The organism is Paenibacillus sedimenti (assembly GCF_014534655.1).
Classification (GTDB): Bacteria; Bacillota; Bacilli; order Paenibacillales; family NBRC-103111; genus Paenibacillus_E; species Paenibacillus_E sedimenti.
On the sequence record NZ_JACVVD010000001.1, the window covers coordinates 1,109,779 to 1,129,756 of the forward strand.

Below are 19,978 nucleotides of genomic sequence, written 5' to 3' on the forward strand. Positions count from 1 at the left end.
AATTGATGCAATTATGATCCATTTATCCGGCATACATTTTATTCGTCAAGAACGGCACATCCTGGAGGATGTGAATTTGCATATGAACCCCGGTGAGCACTGGGTTTTGTTAGGACGCAACGGCTCAGGTAAGACTACTTTACTGGAATTGATGAACGGCTATGAGTTTCCGAGCAGAGGTACAGTAGAGGTTTTGGGTAACCGTTATGGGCAGTGTGATGTGAGGGAAGTACGCAAGAATATTGGGTACATCTCTCAATCGCTCTTCGAAAAGCTTAACCTCACCGATCCCGTGTGGGAAGTTGTCGCGACTGGAGAATATGCCTACCTGCGTTTTTATCAGGAAATACCGCAAGAAGTCAAAGAGCGTGCGCTTCTTAAGCTGGAGCAGGTTCGTATTCCACATTTGGCTGATCAACCGCTCGGCACGCTTTCGCAAGGAGAACGAAAGAAAGTCATGCTCGCCCGCTCGCTGATGATGAAGCCTTCCATTCTTATTATGGATGAGCCGGCTGCAGGCTTGGATTTGTACGAAAGAGAGCGTTTGCTGACAGATATTAATGATCTCAGCCGGCAGGATATCATGGTCGTCTATGTGACTCATCATATCGAAGAAATTATTCCCTTATTCACGCATGTCGCTCTCATTGAACAAGGTAAGCTGATTGCTGCTGGACGCAAGGAAGAGGTATTGACGCCAGAAAATGTGCATCGAGCCTTCGGTGTTAACATCACATTGGAGTGGTTCCAGGAACGCCCCTGGATCAGAGTCATTGAATCAAAATAGCAGACTACATAAATTAAGTGTTTAACTACCTTTAAAGGATGCGGCTATGACAATATTAGCAAAATGTATCGGAACTTCTAATCACGGGTTTGCCCAGTATGCTCAAGAAGAAATTCGCAGGTTGTTTCCTGCGGCTAAGTTTACGTTGCTGGTGCCGACGGAAGTCTTCATGTTCGAAGTACCAATGGAAGTTCAAGAAGTTTTAACGGCAATTAAAGAGCAAGAGCCTATTTTTCTCAGACACGTGCAGCCTGTACATCACGAGTGGGATTTAAGCCGTTCCGACACGGATTTGGATCAGCTTAAAACCTGGCTTGGACAAGTTGTATCATTAGGGCTGATCGGCCACGGTGAAAAAATAGCGGTTCAAGTCCGAAAAGAAGAACGTGCTGACGTTCCTTACGCTCCGTTTGCCGTTAAGGCTGCTCTGGATGAAGTGATTGTGTCCGAGTTGCGCTCGGAGCCTGTCGTACGGCAGTCGGACCGGATTGTATCCGTGTATATAAGCGCGAACAAGCTGTTTGCCGGCATATCCAAACCTGCGGATAATTTGTCCGACTGGTCAGGCGGAGCGATTCGATTTCATAAGGAAGAAGACCAAATTTCACGGGCAAAGTTTAAGCTTTTGGAAGCTGAGCAGCGGTTTGGTCTTGATTTTAGTTATGCGCGATCGGCACTTGACATTGGTGCGGCTCCTGGAGGTTGGACGTCCTTCTTGCTGGAACGCGGTTTACGTGTGACGGCCATTGATCCTGCTGCCATGCATCCGAGCTTGTACGGCAATCCGATGCTCACCATCCATAAGAAAAATGCAGGAGACGTGAAGCTGCGACAGGATGAATTTGATTTGCTTGTTTGTGATATGAGCTGGAGTCCGCGTCAAATGGGCCGCCTTGTCGCTGATTTACTTTACGCTCTTCAGAGCGGCGGAACTGCGATCATTACGGTAAAGCTGATGCACAAAAAGCCATTTCAAACGATTCGCGAGCTCATGCAAATGTTCGAGCCGTCACTCTTCCTGATCAAAGCCAAGCAATTGTTCCACAATCGCGAGGAGCTAACACTTTACCTGCAAAAGATGTAGAAATTTGGAAATATTGTGTAGATTTTTATTCAGAGCCCTCTTATAATCAAGGTAATTCTTACCTGATAAGGGGGCGATTTTTTATTGTGCAGAACAAGCAACAATTAATTGGTACAAGTATTGGGGGAAGATATCGGATCCACTCCTTGCTCGGACAAGGTGGAATGGGGCATGTTTATTTAGCTGAGGATTTGAAGCTTAAAGGTAAGAAATGGGCGGTTAAGGAAATCTTACTGGGCACGACTGATCCAGAGAGTTTTTTGGATGAAGCGGAAATGCTTGCAAGGCTTGGGCATCCACAGCTCCCGCAGTTGGTGGATTATTTTACGACGGATGATGGTAGTTGTTTCCTGGTCATGGACTATATACAAGGCCCGACGTTACAAGATTTGTTCGAGGAAAAAGGTCGTCAGATGCCCGTTGTGCAGATCGTGGGCATTGCGCTTCAGTTATGCGATTTGTTTCACTATCTGCATACCTTCAAGCCTCGTCCGATCATCTACCGCGATTTGAAACCGGCGAATGTGATGTTGGGGGAACTAGACCAGGTGAGGCTCATTGATTTTGGTGTGGCCAGGCATTATTCGCAAGAGAAGCAGTCGGACACGATGCAAATCGGCACGCTTGGCTTTGCGGCACCCGAACAATTTCTCGGGCTGCAGACAGATCCTCGCTCTGATTTATTTACGCTTGGCGCAATGCTATATTATCTTCTTTCAGGAGGTCATTATGCTTATATCACTCAGAAGCCTATAGAACAAATTCGAAAAGGGCTCCCGGATGCTTTAACGTCGACCATCCAAATGCTTCTTCAAGAGCAGCCTCAGAACCGCTGCCAATCTGCATTAGAAGTCAAACACCGACTTCGTTCTCTTCATTCCGAGATGACGGAAGTTCGAATCCGGCAAGATTCAAGTTTGACCGCTGCTACAATCCCGGATAAGCTCATTGTGGTAGGAGGTTTATTTGCCGGTGTGGGGTCGACGTTTGCAGCGATTTCGCTAGCCCGAATTTTACATGCCAAGCAGATTCCTAACGCGGTTATTGAGCATCCTGCCAATGAGCCTGATCTGTACATGCTTCTATACGGCGATCAAAGAGCACCCAAAGATTATATTTTCGCATCCACGGCATTAACCGGTCATACCGCAAATGAAACTACCCCGTGGACAAGCGGTTTTACGACATGGGTGCCCTTGCACCCGGAGGGTTTCCAGGGTGCTTGGCATCCGGCAGATTCATATCGACTTTTGCACACCATCAAAAAGCCGATCGTGCTGATGGACGTGTCCACTCACTGGGGAGACAGCACGGTTCAAGAGTTATGCCACAGTGCGGACGAAATAATTGTAGTACTCGATGCCTCTCCAGGTAAGTGCAACCGACCGAGTACACATGCACATTTGGCCTTGCTTGACTTGTACCGTAAACGTGGCAAGAAGATACATTTTGTAGCTAATCGTGCAGCGGCTGTGGGGCGTTTACATAGAGAGTGGGTAGACTCACTGCCTGCCGCTCCGATATGTACCATCCCTGAATTTCCATATGAGGTAGTGATGCGGGCAGTTTGGAAAGGTGCATGCATTCAGGATGAAGATCAGGTGTTGGAAAAGCTGGAAACTTCGTTAACTCCTCTTTTACAGCAGTTTTTGCCTGATGCCATCATCCGGCAAAGACGCTATCCATCTAGGAATACGATGTTTTCCCGATTCAAGTAGGGGATTAGCAGCCAGGCGGAATTAAGTATGTTATTATATTCATAGAGATAAAATGAAGAGGGGCTAATTGACTTGGAACAAAGATACGCCAGAGAATCCAGATGCTTCAAAACGTCTAGAATTTTCCCGACCGATGTGAATAATCACAATACGTTATTTGGCGGCAAGCTGATGTCGTACATCGATGACATTGCTTCCATTGCTGCCCATAAACATTGCCGTAGGTCCGTTGTGACGGCTTCCACGGATTCCGTCGATTTTCTGTACCCGATTCATACTTCGGATTCCGTATGCCTGGAATCGTTCGTGACGTGGACAGGCAAAAGCTCGATGGAAGTATTTGTAAAGGTAGTGACTGAGGACTTGAAGACTGGAGCGCGCAGAATTGCGGCGACCTCTTTTCTCACATTCGTAGCACTGGACGATAACAAAAGGCCGGTGGAAGTCCCGCATGTTGTGCCTGAAACCGAAGAAGAGATCAAGCTGCATGAGTCTGCACCCCATCGAGCGGAAATGCGTCGAATTCGTAGAGAAGAAAGTAAGAAGCTAGCAGGCTTTTTCACTATGAAATACCCTTGGGAATAAAAGGGATTGATTTCTCGATGGATTGTGGTATAATTTGGGTAATTTAATACGACAAAAGCGGAAGCACCGCTGATGGTTGAGATTCTATCTCTTCAATCAGCGAGTGCTTTTTTGTTTTTGACCGTACCTGATCTTAGGAGAGTGATGCATGAATTCTGCAACCACGACTCGAATTGCAATCGTGCTTGCGATTATCAGTTTTGTGCTGATCGGCAGCGGATTGTATGAGATGATCTTTTGAATTTTCTTTACTAGCGAAGGAGGATATGATGGGTAAAATTCAGCTTTTTGTGCTGGACGATGACTCCGTATATGTGGAACGGTTGGCTGCTTTCATTCGCAACTCGGAGTTCGCAGAGAAACTTCATGTGAAGCTTTTTACGAAGCTGGAATTCGTGATGGAGCTGCTTGATAGGCCGCAATGCGAAGGGATTTTGTTAATGTCGGAAGCTTATTTCCCGCAGCTAATGAACCGTTGTACTTCATTAATCAAAATTATATTAAGCGAAACAATTGCCAGCTCCAGCGATGCGGAGGCGAAAGTTCCATTCTTGTACCGTTACCAGTCTCTGCATCAACTGCTTTCCCGATTAGTGGCTTTTTATTGGGAGAAGCAGAAAACAGGTACGGCTCACGGATCGAGAAGTACGCAGGTGCTATCTATCTACAGCAGTGCCGGAAACAGCGGTAAGTCCATAACCGCTATTCATTTGGCGAAGCAGCTATCATTCCGGGGCGAACGCGTTTTTTACTTAAGTCTGGAGACAGTTAGCTCGGCTTCATTGTGGCTGCAGGGAGATTTAGCTCGTTTTTCGCACATTTTATATTATTTGAAAAGTACACCGGAACTGCTCGGACCTAAGCTGGAGCTTCTCAAATCTTGCGATCAACGCCTTCGGATCGATTACATGGCACCGAAAGATCAAATTCGGGAAATGCAGGAGATGACCGGCGATGCTGTTCGCCTTTTAATTGAGGCGCTCACTGCACTGGATCAGTATGACTTTATCATTGTGGATTTAGAGGCGTCTGTTCATCCAAGAATCCTTAAAGCGCTAGAGTTAAGTGATCATATCCTATGGCTCTTACTGGATGATTTGAGTGATATGTTTAAAACACAAGCGTTGTACAAGCAAATAGGTTCACTACAGCAATTGCATTTTGTAATTAATAGATATACAGGCAAGCATTTGAATGATTTATCTGTCCTAGGAAATAACATTGTGAAAGGTCATCTTCCCTACATTCCTGAGTGGAAAAGTTTACATACACCCGAGCAAGTATGGCAATCTGCTTTGTTTTCCGAACAGGTTTATGACATGTTTCACGCTTGCATTTCAGGACCCTTGACCTTTGATTTGAATGAAAAAGGAGCTGCAGCTTCATGAACCAGGCCTTGTTTCTCGATTTGAAGCAGCAAATCAAGGAGAGGCTGGACTTATCGAACGCTGTGAGTGATGCGCAGTTGATGGAGCTGATCGAAGAAGTTGTATTTTCCATTTCTGCGGATCAAACATGGACGTCGTGTGAGATGTATGAAGGCGTGAAGCGATTATTCAACTCATTCCGAGGGCTCGATGTGCTTCAGCCGTTGTTGGATGATCCGTCGGTAACGGAGATTATGGTGAACGGGTACGAACATATTTTTATTGAGCAAAAAGGGGCTGTGGAGCGATATCCATATTCATTTGAAAGCGAGGAGAAGCTGGAAGACCTGATTCAGACGATTGTTGCTAAAGTCAACCGTATTGTGAACCAGGGCTCGCCCATCGTCGATGCGCGGCTCAAAGATGGCTCACGGGTTAACGTCGTACTCCCTCCAGCGTCGCTCAGCGGTCCGACAATTACGATTCGTAAATTTCCGGAGAAGCCGCTGCTCATGAAGGATTTAATCCGAATGGGCAGCATCTCGGAGGAAGTTGCAGAGTTGCTGCAAACGATGGTTGAATCCGGCTTTAATGTATTCATTGGCGGAGGAACCGGCTCAGGAAAGACGACATTTTTGAATGCTTTAAGTACTTGCATCCCTTCTGACGAAAGAATCATTACGATTGAAGATTCAGCCGAGCTGCAGATCCAGACCGTACCGAATATAGTCCGGATGGAAACCCGAAATGCTAATACGGAAGGCAAAGGCGAGATCACGATTCGCGATCTCATACGTACTTCGCTGCGCATGCGGCCAAATCGCATCATTGTTGGTGAAGTTCGTGGGGCGGAAGCGCTTGATATGCTGCAGGCTATGAATACGGGCCACGACGGTTCGCTTAGCACCGGGCACGCCAACTCATCCGCTGATATGCTCAGTCGGCTTGAAACTATGGTTCTTAGCGGAGCTGCCCTTCCTGTAGAAGTTATCCGTAAACAAATTGCTTCAGCGCTTGATATTATGATCCATCTCAGTAGAATTCGCGACCGTACTCGCAAAGTCACGGAAATTCATGAAGTGCTGGGTGTTGTGAATGGAGAGGTACAGCTGAATCCGCTTTTCATGTTCGAGGAAGCAGGTGAAACGGATGATCGGAAAGTAATCGGGAATCTTGTTCATACAGGCAATAGGCTGCGTAACATGCACAAAATACGGATGGCCGGTAAGCAACTTCCGGCTTGGTTTAGAATCGCTGAGGAGGAAGGTGCAAGCAAATGACTCTTGTGCTGATTGTACTCTTAGTTGGCGTTTGCAGTTGGTTTCTTCTTTTGCAACTGGAGCGGAGAAGAGGTACAGGGGGAAATCAGGTATCGGGGCCAGAGGGTGGAGAACAAACGTTTGCGCAATCGCATACACTTGTGGACTACGATGATTATCGGCTTACAACCAAAGAAAGGATTACGGCTATTGTAATGCTTGCTTTACCAGCTGTTGGTGTAGGTTATGTGTTCTATAAAAGTATCTTCCTGGCACTGGCTTTTGGGGCTGTAGGCTTACTTTTCCCGCGTATCCGAAGAAAACAATTGATTCTATTGCGTAAGAACAAGCTTCATGTGCAGTTCAAGCAAGCGCTTAGCTGTTTATCTTCATCCATGATAGCAGGGAAATCGATCGAAACTGCATTCCGCGAAGCATTGGAGGATATGAAGATGCTCTATCCAGACCCGAACTGCTTGATCGTCGTTGAGTTCGGCATCATTTGCAGAAGGGTGGAGAACGGCGAGCCGATTGAGGCAGCGTTGAAAAACTTTGCCGACCGCAGTCATTTGGAAGACGTCAGCAGCTTTACGGATGTTTTCCTTACATGTAAGCGTACTGGCGGCAATTTGGTTGAAGTGATGAAGCGAACCGCCGGCGTTATAGGGGAAAAGCTTGAAATCACACAGGATATTGCTGTCATGATTGCACAGAAACGATTTGAATCAAGAGTACTGCTTTTCGCACCTATTGTGATTGTAGCTATACTTGCCTTTACTTCGCCGGAATACATGGACCCTCTCTACACAGGCAGCGGTGTACTCATTATGACTGCGAGTTTGCTGCTTTTGGCTGCGTGTTATGGGCTCACTCAAAAAATTATGAATATCAAGGTGTAGCATGATGTGGATCACGGTTATATTCATCGCTGAAATCATTGTTTGTCTGTTCATGCTGCTGTTTGGCCGTAAACGTAATGGCGGCTTTTTCCGAGAGAATCCGTATCCGTTTCAGATCAAATGGCTGCTGCCCGCAAGCTACTTGATCGTAGATCAGCTGCAGCTGATGGAGAAATTTCCTGATTTTACAGCGAAAGTACATCATAAACTGCTTACGCTCTATGGGAGAAGTTTCGCCTCGCACGGCAGCAAAATGTTCTTCGCAGAACTCATTTCAGCTTCAACAGCTTGCGTGCTCATCTTTACATTATTATCAGCTCTTGCAGGAGGTGATGGAACCATAGTTGGATTTGGTATGATTGCTTCTCTTCTAGTACCAATGCTCATGGTGCGGGATCTGGATACCAAAATACGTAAAAAGCAGCAGCATATGATTCTTGAGCTGCCTGAAGTGCTTAATACGATCGTACTTCTCGTGAACGCCGGTGAGACCGTTAACCGTGCTTGGATTCGCTGTGTCGAAGCACGAAAGCACAAAGGCCAGACACCATTATTTAAGGAGTTGGCCCAAGCGGTTCACGAGCTGGAGATGAATGCTTCATTTACGAAAGTCATGGAAGATTTCAGTAAACGCTGTGCGCTGCATGAGGTGTCGCTGTTTACATCGACTCTATTGCTGAACTACAAGCGTGGAGGCAGCGATTTTGTAGTGGCCTTACAGGCACTCTCATTAGAGCTATGGCAAAGACGAAAATCCGTTTCTCGAATACTTGGCGAAGAAGCTTCGTCCAAGCTGGTGTTCCCAATGGTGCTCATTTTCGTGGTGGTGATGGTTATCGTTGCCGCTCCGGCTTTACTTATGATGAAACAATAAACTTATGAGTAAGCAACTTTAAGGAGGAATATAAAATGAAAAAAACGCTTGAATGGATGAAAGCATTTTGGAAAGACGAAGAGGGTCTTGGGACTTTGGAAATTTTATTGATTGTGGCCGTTCTTGTTGCAATAGCGATCATATTCAGAAAGTGGATCGTCTCATGGTTCCAAAAATTAATTGGAGATGCCAATACGGATCTCAAGGACAACAGCACTGTAACGCCATGCGTGCCGGGTCCGACAACAAGCTGTGCACCTTAATCGTTTGTGCTTCCAAAACCTGAGGAAAAGCGAGCAAGGGAGCTTTACGTTGGAAGCTTCCCTTGTATTTCCAATAATCCTGCTGTGCACAGTTACGCTGCTGTTTGTCGGCATGTATGTGTATCAAAAGGTTTTTGTCCATCAAGTGGCGCAAACAACCGCGGAGAGACTCGCTTTCACGTGGGATAACAGTCACAAGGATCTTGTAACCGGCAACTTTAATCCCAGTGAAACAGATGGTTTATACTGGCGGCTGACGCAGAATAGCGTGACTGATCTGTTCGGCAAGTTGTTTTCGCGTGATTCTTCGGAAGTAGCAATTCCTTCTTCTAATACTGGAAATAGCGGTCAAGTAGAGAAAAAGCTTGCTAATTCGTCCGCCACGTTACCTAAGGGTATGACAGGGACGGCTAAGTACTCGAACTATATCCTGGATCACAGAATCGAAATCCAAATTAACAAGCCTTTCTTAATGCCTCCCTTCATAAGAAAATGGTTTGATCCGCAGCGGGCCCAGGGTCGGGCAACTTCCCATGTTGTGGAACCGGTTGAGCTAATCCGTCTCACGGACATTACCCGTACCTACATCAAAGCGATCAAAGGGAGAATATCGCCTCAAAAGGCAAGAGATGCACTTGCAGAACCAACGCAAGATCAGCTTGCAGGTCCTGGTAGAACGATTAAAACCGAGCGACAAGCGGCTTCATACTTAAAATCTCTTGTTGGGGGCAGTGAGGTTGTATTATCAACCACTTCTGGTAAAAGCAGGACAGTTGACGCTCTCGACGCACATAGAGTTGCCCATCAAGCTTTTTACAATGTAACGGAAACTCAGCTTCGTGAGGAACAGATGCCGAAAGATACGGAGCTGCTCGAACAAGGTACTCAGGTGAAGGGAGTCGTATGGCATTTTTTCAAAAAAGAGGTGGGGGGCAGGCAGGTCCCCTCTGATAAATTTCGCAAGGAGCTTGAACGGAAAGGAATTGTTGTTGTCATTCATAATTAATCAGCGGGGTATTTATGCTATCATTTATTCGCTCTGAAAAAGGCGCGGTATCGGTGTATCTGATTTTGATCATTGTACCCATATTTTTATTCCAAGCCGTATTGATTGATTTCGCAAGGGTCAAACTCGCAGAGAGAGAAAATGAATCAGCCGTCAAGGCTGCAGCTCGTTCTGTGATGTCAGCCTACGATCCGGAACTCCAAGCGATGGGCTTATATGGTCTTGGTGTGAAGCAAGAAGATGCTGAGCGTATGTTTCGTGAGGTGTTTGCGAAAAACCTGTCCGGCGATGTATCATCAGGCGGATTTCATTACATAGACACCAAACCTGTGGATAAAGACGTGCGTGTAACACCTGTTTATTCGTTGGCCAGTCATGTAATTTTTGAACGCCAGGTATTAGAGGATATGAAAATTAAGGCGCCTATTGAATTCACGCTTGAAATAACGGACAAGTTCCGAAAAAGCGGTACGACGGTTCCCTTCCAACAGGGATCCCAGTTTTCAAAGGAAGCTGCAGAACTAGATAAACTGTTAGATCAGAGGGAAAATGAGTTAGATGAGACATGGGAAAGCAGCGAGGAGCTGCATACGAGAACTTCAGCCTACCATATGTACTATACAGCCCGGATTGCTGAATTGGATGATTTAGCGGCGCAAATCGGAATTCATACAATTGATGAAGTAAGAATCAATTTGACGAATGTAAAGAATCAGTTGCAATCAGTTCGAGAATCGATAACAAATCTGAATATGACGATCGCTTCTCTAAGCCAAGCCGGAGCACAGGGAGCAGCCGGCATTCAATCGATTGTGGAGTCCAGACGAGCATTAGAAGCGCAGGCTCAGGAACTCATGCAAAAGCAAAATGAACTCGAAAGATTGCTGGAGCTTTTGATCAAGTACGCGGCACTGATTGCAGCAACGAAACTGGAGGTATCAGCCAATGGAAACGTTATGCGAGATTTACAGCAAACCATCGAATCAGCATTAAGGAATGCGAAGCTGAAAAATAATGAAGTTCGTGAAAAGCTGAATGGCATTCATCAGAGCTCTGGCAGTAATCCGTCTAAGGCTAATGATGCTTTTCAAAGTGTAATCGTCTACGGGGATGATTATTTCTATAATTACCAGACCTCCATTGCAAGCATTTCCGCACTGTTCAGCGCTTTTCAAGAAATCGTTGATTCCGTCTATCTGTATACAGCTGAAAACACACTCAAGGCCAATGGTGCGAATGGTGTTTACTGGACTAGATCCAATGAGTTTTATGCTAAACAAAGTGCCCTGGAGAAAGTGAGAATGGACAAGAACGAAGCGATTACTACAAACAAGCGCGAACAGAAAAATAAAATTCAAACTGTACTGGATCAGGCAAAGCAATCCATCGGCGCATGCAGCGTGACGGGGGAGCGGAGTGGAGAAAATGAGTTGTATACTCGATTACAGGGCGAAGGGCGGACGGGTGGCAACAAGGGCTACTATCAAAAGTATCGCGAAGCAAATGCTCAGGAATCTGTCATTGGCAGCGAGGTGGCCTTCGATTTAGAAAAATCGGAGCCAGTTAGTCTTCATGCCATGAGCATGCTGGATGCTTTTAATCAAGCGGCTGCATCGCTTCGTAATGAGCTCTACGTGAATGAATTTGCATTAACAAAATTTAATTACCGTACTTACGGCTTAGAAAAGGATCCATCGGGACAGCTGAAAACCTCGAACGAGCTTGTCGATCCTAGCTCGCATGCTTTAGCGAATCAAGAGGTCGAATATTTGCTTTATGGCTTTTCCTCATGCGCGGCGAATATTACATCGGCTTACGCTGAAATGTTTTCTTTTCGAATGGCGATCCGGACAGTGGAAGCGCTGCTCGATCCGAAAAAAGAGCTGCTTAACATAGGTTCTCCGCTGCTCGTGTTATTGGCAGCTGCCGCAGAAGGAGCATTTGAAGCATTTCAAGATATGAATAAGCTTATCAAAGGGGAGTCAGTAGAGTTGTCTGCCAAAATAACCTCTTCAGCGTTGAGCTTGACGTATAAAGATTATTTACGCATTTTTCTGCTCATGCATAGCAATAACACCAAGTTAATGGCGCGAATGCAGGCCCTAATTGAGTTACAAACGGGGAAAGACCTCATTCAAGAAACTACCTACATTCAAGGATCAGCGGCAAGCAGTATGAGACTTTGGTTCATTCCCCAGATGATGAAGCTGATGGAAGGATCAGGGCTGCTTGGTTGTAAAGTGCAGGGAAATCGGTGTCAATTTGCAAGTACGGCCGCAGTATCCTATTAAACGAAAAGGGGAGGGTACATGCTAATTAAATTTCGTAGAGAGCAGCATGGGGGCATAGTTTTGGAAGCTTCATTACTGCTGCCTTTTTTTCTCGCATTTGTAGTAGGACTCATCCTGTTCATCCAAGTTGCCGTCATGGAAATGGCACTGCAAGCTGGTGTTTCAGAGGCAACCAAGTCGGTAGCAGGACAGCTGTACCCTGTACGATTGCTCGTACAAGAAGCCAAGTCCCGTTATGACCAAAGTCAGGCGGCTGCAATGATCAACTCGGCAATTGATCATGTCAAGACAGCCAGAGACAAGGTAATTGGTGCTGAAGATTTAGCCGATGAATATGCAGCTTACATTCCGGATTCGCTATTAGAGTTGGTCAAATGGGAAAAGGAAAAACGCGTTCAGGGAGAGGGCAAAACTCAGGAAGAGATGGATCAAATTTACGTTCAACAGGTGAAGCCGCGAATCAACACGGCATTCACACCCATCGCGTTTGCTTTTTGCGACAGCTCCTTGATTCAGAAGGATCAATTCAAAGTAACTTCAGTTACGCTGCCCAGCATGGAGCCCGGTGGAAGTGCCTATTTTGGAATCGAAGCTCAAATTGAATACAAGCTCCCGCTGCCATTTCTCAGCAAAACGATCATCTTGAAGAAGAAAGCAATTGAACGAGCATGGGTAGGCGCCTAGCCTGTAGAACAAACAAGCAAGCAAATGATTCCTAGGAGGATTCTATTGATTCATTTGATTTTTTTCGTTTTTGTCGGTATCGCATTTATCACGGATGCTCGTAAGTCTGTAATTCCTAATGTACTTACGTTAGCTGGAACGTTAGTTGGGGTGTTATTTCATTGTTTAAATCAAGGCTGGGATGGTTTAGCATTTGCTACTTTAGGGGCAGTAACAGGATTTGTAGGACTAATACTGTTGTATGTATTTGGGGCTCTTGGAGCAGGCGATGTAAAGCTGTTTGCATCGATCGGTGCTCTGATGGGGTTCACATTTGTCATTCAGTGCATGATTTACGCGATTTTGTTTGCCGGAGTGATCGGTCTATGTCTTCTATTTGTTCGTAAGCAAGTGGCGGCAACCGGGAATAAGCTCGCAAACTGGGTTATTTCTATTGTCGCATTTGGAGATAAGGAGACTCTGCTAAGTATGAAGCGGCAAAATAATATGAAGTTCCCATTCATGTATGCCGTGGTACCGGCGGTCATGTTGGCATGGCATGAAGCTTTTGTATGAAAGAGGTGGAGCATTGAACCAGGAAATCTTCGGACTTCGCTACGATTTTGTATACCGGCATGGTCATTATATGGAGCTATACAAAGAAGAAGGAATTTCTCAAGACGAGCTTTCCGGACTGCAATTGCGCATGTTGGAAGCGAACCCAATACCCAATCTGTTGCCGCTGGAGGTTAAGGAGGTAGACTTTCGTATCAGCTTGCTTTACAACTTATCCTCTAAGCGTATGCTCGCCCATGTGCTAAAAGTGGAGAGTTTTTCGAAACATCATTTTGTTAAAATCCTCTACGCTATTGTTTGCACGTTGGAAGAAAGCAGAAATTATATGCTTCATGAGAATGGATATGTATTGAAAGATAATTTTATTTTCATCGGTACGGATTGGTCTGATGTCTATCTGACTTATGTGCCTCTGCATCACGAGTATGAAGAAATATCAGTTCTGGATTCATTAGAATCGTTAAAGATGCACCTTGCCGACAAAGTGAAGGAAGATGATAAGCGTACATTCATATCATGGATGGAGTCGCTTTCGCAGAATCGGAATTTGTCGGAATATAAACAGAAGCTGCTAACTTTGATGGATGATATAGCTATTAACAAACTTGTATCAGCAAAGCTAACAGACAGCCGATATGAACCATCAATTGAATCAAATTTGGAAATGCTGTCAGAAGTTCCAGAAGTGCCAAAAGTTTTGCCAAAAGAAATGCAGAAAGTAGTATTTTCTGAGCAGGAGAGCAGCTTACCTAAACCTCTTTGGAGTAGAAATGAAGATGTCGTATTTTTTAGGGGTGGAATTTCGGAGGAGGAAGGCAAAAATTTAACCGTACGCGGCGCTTTTTCTTTTTTTAAGATCTCACACCGAACACAGATCATTATGTTAGTTGTTTTTTTACTGTCAACTGCTTTCTTATGGCAAAATTATTTGACATATCCTTCAACAGCATCGCTCCGTATCACTTTGGGATTGACATTCCTTTTCGCAGATATATGGTTTGTGATGAAGTTCAAAGGAGTTCTTTGGTATCATGCAGTAAAAAGCTCCCCGTTATATTCTGCTGGAGAACAGCATGTTGAAAATAAATGGGTTGAGCCACAACGTTTCAATCCGCAAAATATACAAGAACATTATCAGAACCTCCACATGCATACAACTTTACTGGGCAATTCAAAACCGAATATAACTGTATTCTTAGGTAGTAAGTTGAAACAGATGCAAGGAGCCAGACTAGTAGTACAGAGGGATGGGGGCAATCAAACCTTTGCTTTGGAGAACAATAGTTTTCTAATTGGCAGGGGCGATGCCGAGGTGAAGGTTGATTTCGTTCTGGATGAATCGGGTATTTCCAGACTACACGCAGAAATATTTAAAGATGGAGACAACTTTGGCATTAAAGACTTAGGTTCGACGAACGGAACTTTTTTGAATGGAGAGGCACTTGTTTCTTATCAAGCTTATCCGCTGCAGGAAGGTGATGTGATTCGAATAATCCGATCGGAAATGACTTTTCGGGTAGGTTAAATAAGAAAGAAGTTTCCTGTCTATTGCTTACAATGTTATAATAAATCGTTACAGCTTGTAACAGACAGGAGTTCGGGTTTACGATATGAGTCTTTTGACAGTTGAAGATTTAAGCCACAGTTTTGGGGATCGCACTTTATTTAAAAATGTTTCATTCCGCCTGCTCGCCGGCGAGCGTGTCGGATTGGTTGGAGCGAATGGCGTGGGCAAGTCCACGTTAATGAATATATTAACAGGCAAGCTGCTTAAGGATACGGGTAAAGTGGAGTGGACGCCGCGTGTTCATTACGGTTACTTGGATCAGCATACTGTTTTGACACCCGGTAAAACGATTCGCGATGTGCTTCGCGATGCTTACCTGCCACTTTATGAGCAGGAAAAAGACATGATGGCCATTACGGAGAAAATGAGCGATGCCTCACCGGAAGAGCTTGAAGTTTTGCTCGAAGAAATGGGTGAAATTCAAGAGCGCCTCGAAGCTAGCGGTTTTTATTTGCTGGATGTCAAAGTCGAAGAGATGGCTAACGGCCTCGGTCTGAACGCAATCGGACTTGATCGTGACGTTTCCGCGTTAAGCGGCGGGCAACGGACGAAAGTTCTTTTGGCTAAGCTGCTGCTGGAAAAGCCGACCGTTTTGCTTCTGGACGAGCCGACGAATTATTTGGATGTCGAACATATCGAGTGGTTAAAAAACTACCTCAAAGAATATCCATTCGCATTCATGCTCATTTCCCATGACACTGAATTCATGAATGAAGTTGTTAACGTTGTGTATCATTTGGAATTCACAAAGCTGAACCGTTATACGGCGAACTATGAGAAGTTCCTCGATATGGCGGAACTCAATAAGAGCCAGCATATCGAAGCCTACGAGAAGCAGCAGGAATACATCAAGCAGCAGGAAGACTTTATTCAACGAAATAAAGCCCGATATTCGACTTCGAGTCGCGCGAAGAGCCGTCAGAAGCAGCTGGAGAAAATTGAGCGCATTGACCGTCCTGAGACGGCAGCGAAGCCAACTTTCGTGTTCAAGGAATCCAGAGCGAGCGGTAGAATCGTTTTCGAAGCGGAAAATATGGAGATAGGCTATGACCGACCGCTGCTGCCCACAATGAACGTGTCCATTGAACGTGGCGAAAAGATCGCAATTGTAGGATGCAACGGAGTAGGCAAATCAACCTTGCTCAAAACGATTCTTGGCAAAATCGATCCCTATAGCGGTAAAACGTACCGTGGCGATTACTTATCCCCGGCATACTTCGAGCAGGAAGTAAAAGCGGCGGGCATCACACCGATCGATGACGTGTGGAATGAATTCTCTTCCTTGAACCAACATGAAGTAAGAGCGGCTTTGGCGCGCTGCGGTCTAAAAAATGAACACATCACTCGTCCGATGAACATGCTCAGCGGGGGAGAGCAAGCCAAGGTGCGTCTTTGCAAGCTGCTTATGAAAGAAAGTAATTGGCTTCTGTTTGACGAGCCGACAAACCATCTGGATGTGGTCGCCAAAGAAGAACTGCAGCGCGCTTTGAAAGAATACAAAGGAACCGTAATGCTCGTTTGCCATGAACCGGAGTTTTATGAAGGCTGGGTAACAAGGGTATGGGATGTTGAGGAATGGTCTTCTAAAGTAGCGAAATAGGGGGATATGAATCATGTTGACGCATGTCGTGTTATTTAAGCTTAAAGATCGGAGTCCGGAATCGGTACAAGCCACCAAGCAAGTTTTGACGAACATGGAGGGGAAAATTCCGGTTCTGAAGCACATTGAGATTGGCACCGATGTTCTGCATTCGGATCGCTCATATGATATCGCATTAATTACTAGATTTGATTCACTGGAAGACTTAAGGGCGTATGACACGCATCCGCTTCATGAAGAAGTGAAGCTTCATATGAAATCCGTTTTGGACGGAACCTCGGTTTGTGTTGATTTTGAAAGCTAATCCGTTTGAAAAACGGTTGAAAACAGTGTAGTATCCTTAGAAGAGGCTGCACTGTTTTTGCATGTTAAAGAAGAAGTTTAAAAAGCACTTATACTATGATAAGGGAGGAATCCCGTTTGAAAATGAAGCTGAATCAAGCTTATATGACGGAAATACTCGAAATGCTGCTGCGTACGCCAAGCCCGACAGGTTATACGCATCATATTATGCGGAAGGTACAAACAGAAGTTAATAAGCTCGGTTACGAGCTTACATATACGAATAAAGGTTGCGGTATTGTGACAATTCCCGGCGAGCGAGATGATCGGGTAATCGGCATTTCTGCACATGTTGATACCCTAGGTGCAATGGTTCGCTCTATTAAAGAAAACGGCACGCTTAAAATGACCTACCTTGGCGGTTTCATGATGGGCGCGATCGAAAATGAATATGTACAAATTCACACTCGCGATGAACGCGTTTACGATGGCACGATTCTGACATCACGTCCATCTGTGCATGTTTATGAAGATGCTAGAGATTTTAAGCGTGATGAAGCCAACATGGAAGTAAGAATTGATGAGCTTGTGAAGACAAAGAAGGATGTCGAAGCTTTGGGCATTCGCGTTGGAGATTACATTTCCTTCGATCCGCGTGTACAGATCAAAGAAAATGGATTAGTAAAATCGCGTCATCTGGATGATAAAGCAAGCGTCGCTTCGTTGTTTGGTCTATTGAAATTGATCAAAGAAGAGGGATTGAAGCCAGCTTACGCAATCAAGCTGTTCTTCTCGAATTACGAAGAGGTCGGTCATGGCTCTGCTTTCATTCCGGAAGACATTACAGAGTTGATCGCCGTTGACATGGGCGCGCTCGGCGACGATCTAAGCGGCAGCGAGCGGGATGTTTCCATCTGTGCAAAGGACTCTTCAGGTCCATATGACTATCACATGACTTCGAAAATGGTTGAATTGGCTCAGAAGTTGGAAATCGGCTACGCGGTGGATATTTATCCGCGTTACGGGTCAGACGCTTCGGCTGCTTTAAGAGGCGGTCGCGACATTCGCGCTGCGCTGGTGGGACCGGGCGTTCATGCGTCACACAGTATGGAGAGAACGCATATGGATGCTGTAGTGAATACAGCTGCGCTGCTCGCAGCCTATATCTTGGAGCCCGCTCAAGCATGAATATATTAAGTGCACTGAATATAACGAAAACATATGGCGAGAAAGTGCTGTTCGATGACATTTCGTTCACGGTGAACGAGAAGCAGCGCATCGGTCTCATAGGCGTGAACGGAACAGGCAAGTCCACGCTGCTGAAACTGCTGGCGGGACTTGAAACAGCGGATCGCGGCAAGCTTGTGCACGCGAACCATTTTCGGGTGGAATACCTGCCGCAGAACCCGGAGTTCGATCCGAACTCCACGGTCCTTGAGCAGGTATTCCACGGCGACACGCCGCTCATGCAGACGCTTCGCGACTATGAGCGTGCTCTCGCCGAGCTGGAGCTGGACGCCTCCAGCGAGCAGAAGCAAGCGCGGCTGTTCAAAGCCCAGCAGCGCATGGAGGAGCAAGGTGCCTGGGAAGCCGGCACCGTTGCTAAAACCGTGCTGACGCGCCTCGGCATCAGCGACTTCGACAAGCCCGTCGGCCAGCTGTCCGGCGGCCAGCGCAAACGCGTGGCGATGGCACGCGTATTGATCCAGCCCGCCGATCTGCTCATCCTCGATGAGCCGACGAACCATATCGACAACGAGACAGCCATCTGGCTCGAGGAGTTCCTCAGCAAGTGGCGCGGCGCTTTGCTGCTCGTTACCCATGACCGGTACTTCCTGGAGCGGGTGACGAACCGCATTCTGGAGCTGGACCGGGGCAAGATCTATAGCTACGAGGGTAACTACGAGGCGTACCTCGAGAAGAAGGCGGAGCGGATGGAATCCGAAGCCGCCAGCGAAGACAAGCGGCAGAACCTGCTGCGCCGCGAGCTCGCTTGGCTCCGTCGCGGCGCGAAGGCGCGCACGACGAAACAGAAGGCGCGCGTGCAGCGCGCCGAGGAGCTGCGGGACCGCAAGGTCGACGGTCCCGCTGATAAGCTCGACATGGCGCTGGCCGGCAGCCGCCTTGGCAAGAAGGTGATGGAGTTGGAATCCGTCACCAAAGCCTTCACGAGCGGGAAGCCGCTCATTAGCGGCTTCAGTTATATCGTGATGCCGAACGATCGTCTCGGAATCATCGGTCCGAACGGCAGCGGCAAATCGACGCTGCTAAACATGCTCGCCGGGCGCATACAGCCCGACAGCGGCACAATCGAGACCGGCAAGACCGTCAAACTGGCCTACTATACGCAAGAGAACGTCGAGATGGATGAAAAGATGCGCGTCATCGAGTACGTCAAGGAAGCGGCGGAGGTCATCCGCACTTCCGATGGCGAGTCGATCTCGGCTGCGCAGATGCTGGAGCGATTCCTCTTCTCACCAACGCTACAGTGGACGCCGATCGGCAAGCTGTCCGGCGGTGAGAAGCGCAGACTTTACCTGCTGCGCACACTTATGGGTGAGCCTAACGTGCTCCTTCTTGACGAGCCGACGAACGATTTGGACATCCAGACGTTAACGATCCTGGAAGACTATTTGGAGCATTTCCCAGGCGCAGTCATCACGGTTTCGCATGACCGGTACTTTTTGGACCGGACGTGTACGCATTTGTTTGCCTTTGAAGGTAATGGACGGATTGAACCGTTCATAGGGAACTACTCCGATTATTTGGAGGAGAAGCGCCAGGAGGAAGAGGCGGAGCAAGCGCGCAAGGAAAGCATGAAGCATGCTGCGACTGCCAAATCCGGCAGCGATCAAACGGCGAGCCCGGCAACAACCGCCACAGGCAGCAGCACTCGCCCAAAAAAACTTACCTTTAAAGAACAAAAAGAATGGGACGAAATTGAGAACACCATTGCAACGCTTGAAGATAAAGCAGCGAGTTTGAAGCAGCAGATCGAAGCGGCCGGGAGCGATTTTGACCGCGTTCGGGATTTGTACGAAGAAGAGCAGAAGACGACTGCCGAGCTGGAAACAGCGATGGAGCGTTGGACTTATTTATCAGAACTTGTAGAAGAAATAGAACGAAATAAGTTATGATAGAATCAAACTAATATAAA

18 protein-coding genes are annotated in these 19,978 nt (G+C 46.5%); all 18 read left to right on the plus strand.

Annotation, left to right across the window (positions count from 1 at the left end):
* The first annotated feature begins 13 nt into the window (after positions 1 to 13).
* The 18 genes from ICC18_RS04420 to ICC18_RS04505 all read left to right on the plus strand — a co-directional run bounded on the left by ICC18_RS04420 (position 14) and on the right by ICC18_RS04505 (position 19,958).
* Positions 14 to 787 (plus strand): ABC transporter ATP-binding protein, encoded by a 774-nt coding sequence (locus tag ICC18_RS04420; protein WP_188173134.1) that lies wholly within the window; start codon positions 14 to 16, stop codon positions 785 to 787.
* Between the two features lie 46 nt (positions 788 to 833).
* On the plus strand, positions 834 to 1,871 hold the full coding sequence (locus ICC18_RS04425; protein WP_188173135.1) for an SAM-dependent methyltransferase: 1,038 nt from the start codon (positions 834 to 836) through the stop codon (positions 1,869 to 1,871).
* Positions 1,872 to 1,957: 86 nt separating this feature from the next.
* Positions 1,958 to 3,589, plus strand: a complete 1,632-nt coding sequence (locus ICC18_RS04430) for a serine/threonine-protein kinase (RefSeq protein WP_188173136.1) — start codon at positions 1,958 to 1,960, stop codon at positions 3,587 to 3,589.
* Positions 3,590 to 3,661: 72 nt separating this feature from the next.
* Entirely contained in the window at positions 3,662 to 4,174 is a 513-nt protein-coding gene (locus ICC18_RS04435) for an acyl-CoA thioesterase (RefSeq protein WP_188173137.1), read from the plus strand.
* A gap of 266 nt (positions 4,175 to 4,440) precedes the next feature.
* Positions 4,441 to 5,562, plus strand: coding sequence for a P-loop NTPase family protein (locus tag ICC18_RS04440; protein WP_188173138.1), 1,122 nt, complete (start codon positions 4,441 to 4,443; stop codon positions 5,560 to 5,562).
* Positions 5,559 to 6,821, plus strand: a complete 1,263-nt coding sequence (locus ICC18_RS04445) for a TadA family conjugal transfer-associated ATPase (RefSeq protein ID WP_188173139.1) — start codon at positions 5,559 to 5,561, stop codon at positions 6,819 to 6,821. Before ICC18_RS04440 ends, ICC18_RS04445 begins: the two co-directional genes overlap by 4 nt.
* Positions 6,818 to 7,699, plus strand: coding sequence for a type II secretion system F family protein (locus ICC18_RS04450; RefSeq protein WP_188173140.1), 882 nt, complete (start codon positions 6,818 to 6,820; stop codon positions 7,697 to 7,699). Before ICC18_RS04445 ends, ICC18_RS04450 begins: the two co-directional genes overlap by 4 nt.
* Position 7,700: 1 nt before the next feature.
* Positions 7,701 to 8,573: a type II secretion system F family protein gene (locus ICC18_RS04455; RefSeq protein ID WP_188173141.1), complete on the plus strand. Its 873-nt coding sequence runs from the start codon at positions 7,701 to 7,703 to the stop codon at positions 8,571 to 8,573.
* A 35-nt stretch (positions 8,574 to 8,608) separates the two neighbouring features.
* Positions 8,609 to 8,836 carry a Flp1 family type IVb pilin gene (locus tag ICC18_RS04460; protein ID WP_188173142.1) on the plus strand — a complete coding sequence of 76 codons (228 nt, stop codon included), beginning with the start codon at positions 8,609 to 8,611 and terminating at the stop codon, positions 8,834 to 8,836.
* Between the two features lie 49 nt (positions 8,837 to 8,885).
* Positions 8,886 to 9,842, plus strand: coding sequence for a TadE family protein (locus tag ICC18_RS04465; RefSeq protein WP_188173143.1), 957 nt, complete (start codon positions 8,886 to 8,888; stop codon positions 9,840 to 9,842).
* Positions 9,843 to 9,856: 14 nt separating this feature from the next.
* Positions 9,857 to 12,133, plus strand: coding sequence for a TadE/TadG family type IV pilus assembly protein (locus ICC18_RS04470; protein ID WP_188173144.1), 2,277 nt, complete (start codon positions 9,857 to 9,859; stop codon positions 12,131 to 12,133).
* 18 nt (positions 12,134 to 12,151) lie between these two features.
* The gene (locus ICC18_RS04475; protein ID WP_188173145.1) at positions 12,152 to 12,817 is read left to right on the plus strand and encodes a TadE/TadG family type IV pilus assembly protein; all 666 of its coding nucleotides are present in this window, start codon (positions 12,152 to 12,154) and stop codon (positions 12,815 to 12,817) included.
* 45 nt (positions 12,818 to 12,862) lie between these two features.
* The gene (locus ICC18_RS04480; protein WP_223192274.1) at positions 12,863 to 13,372 is read left to right on the plus strand and encodes an A24 family peptidase; all 510 of its coding nucleotides are present in this window, start codon (positions 12,863 to 12,865) and stop codon (positions 13,370 to 13,372) included.
* A gap of 13 nt (positions 13,373 to 13,385) precedes the next feature.
* Complete coding sequence (locus tag ICC18_RS04485) at positions 13,386 to 14,897, plus strand: DUF6382 domain-containing protein (RefSeq protein ID WP_223192275.1); 1,512 nt, start codon at positions 13,386 to 13,388, stop codon at positions 14,895 to 14,897.
* Positions 14,898 to 14,982: 85 nt separating this feature from the next.
* Entirely contained in the window at positions 14,983 to 16,539 is a 1,557-nt protein-coding gene (locus ICC18_RS04490) for an ABC-F family ATP-binding cassette domain-containing protein (RefSeq protein ID WP_188173148.1), read from the plus strand.
* Positions 16,540 to 16,552: 13 nt separating this feature from the next.
* Positions 16,553 to 16,843, plus strand: a complete 291-nt coding sequence (locus ICC18_RS04495) for a Dabb family protein (protein WP_188173149.1) — start codon at positions 16,553 to 16,555, stop codon at positions 16,841 to 16,843.
* Between the two features lie 122 nt (positions 16,844 to 16,965).
* Positions 16,966 to 18,009: a M42 family metallopeptidase gene (locus ICC18_RS04500; RefSeq protein WP_223192344.1), complete on the plus strand. Its 1,044-nt coding sequence runs from the start codon at positions 16,966 to 16,968 to the stop codon at positions 18,007 to 18,009.
* The gene (locus ICC18_RS04505; RefSeq protein ID WP_188173151.1) at positions 18,006 to 19,958 is read left to right on the plus strand and encodes an ABC-F family ATP-binding cassette domain-containing protein; all 1,953 of its coding nucleotides are present in this window, start codon (positions 18,006 to 18,008) and stop codon (positions 19,956 to 19,958) included. Before ICC18_RS04500 ends, ICC18_RS04505 begins: the two co-directional genes overlap by 4 nt.
* The last annotated feature ends 20 nt before the right edge of the window (positions 19,959 to 19,978 follow it).

What these genes read in the sequence shown, in the direction of transcription:
- ICC18_RS04420 (WP_188173134.1), top strand. Translation starts at nt 14, where the DNA reads ATGATCCATTTATCCGGCATACATTTTATTCGTCAAGAACGGCACATC.
- ICC18_RS04425 (WP_188173135.1), top strand. Translation starts at nt 834, where the DNA reads ATGACAATATTAGCAAAATGTATCGGAACTTCTAATCACGGGTTTGCC.
- ICC18_RS04440 (WP_188173138.1), top strand. Translation starts at nt 4,441, where the DNA reads ATGATGGGTAAAATTCAGCTTTTTGTGCTGGACGATGACTCCGTATAT.
- ICC18_RS04445 (WP_188173139.1), top strand. Translation starts at nt 5,559, where the DNA reads ATGAACCAGGCCTTGTTTCTCGATTTGAAGCAGCAAATCAAGGAGAGG.
- ICC18_RS04450 (WP_188173140.1), top strand. Translation starts at nt 6,818, where the DNA reads ATGACTCTTGTGCTGATTGTACTCTTAGTTGGCGTTTGCAGTTGGTTT.
- ICC18_RS04455 (WP_188173141.1), top strand. Translation starts at nt 7,701, where the DNA reads ATGATGTGGATCACGGTTATATTCATCGCTGAAATCATTGTTTGTCTG.
- ICC18_RS04460 (WP_188173142.1), top strand. Translation starts at nt 8,609, where the DNA reads ATGAAAAAAACGCTTGAATGGATGAAAGCATTTTGGAAAGACGAAGAG.
- ICC18_RS04470 (WP_188173144.1), top strand. Translation starts at nt 9,857, where the DNA reads ATGCTATCATTTATTCGCTCTGAAAAAGGCGCGGTATCGGTGTATCTG.
- ICC18_RS04475 (WP_188173145.1), top strand. Translation starts at nt 12,152, where the DNA reads ATGCTAATTAAATTTCGTAGAGAGCAGCATGGGGGCATAGTTTTGGAA.
- ICC18_RS04490 (WP_188173148.1), top strand. Translation starts at nt 14,983, where the DNA reads ATGAGTCTTTTGACAGTTGAAGATTTAAGCCACAGTTTTGGGGATCGC.
- ICC18_RS04495 (WP_188173149.1), top strand. Translation starts at nt 16,553, where the DNA reads ATGTTGACGCATGTCGTGTTATTTAAGCTTAAAGATCGGAGTCCGGAA.
- ICC18_RS04500 (WP_223192344.1), top strand. Translation starts at nt 16,966, where the DNA reads ATGAAGCTGAATCAAGCTTATATGACGGAAATACTCGAAATGCTGCTG.
- ICC18_RS04505 (WP_188173151.1), top strand. Translation starts at nt 18,006, where the DNA reads ATGAATATATTAAGTGCACTGAATATAACGAAAACATATGGCGAGAAA.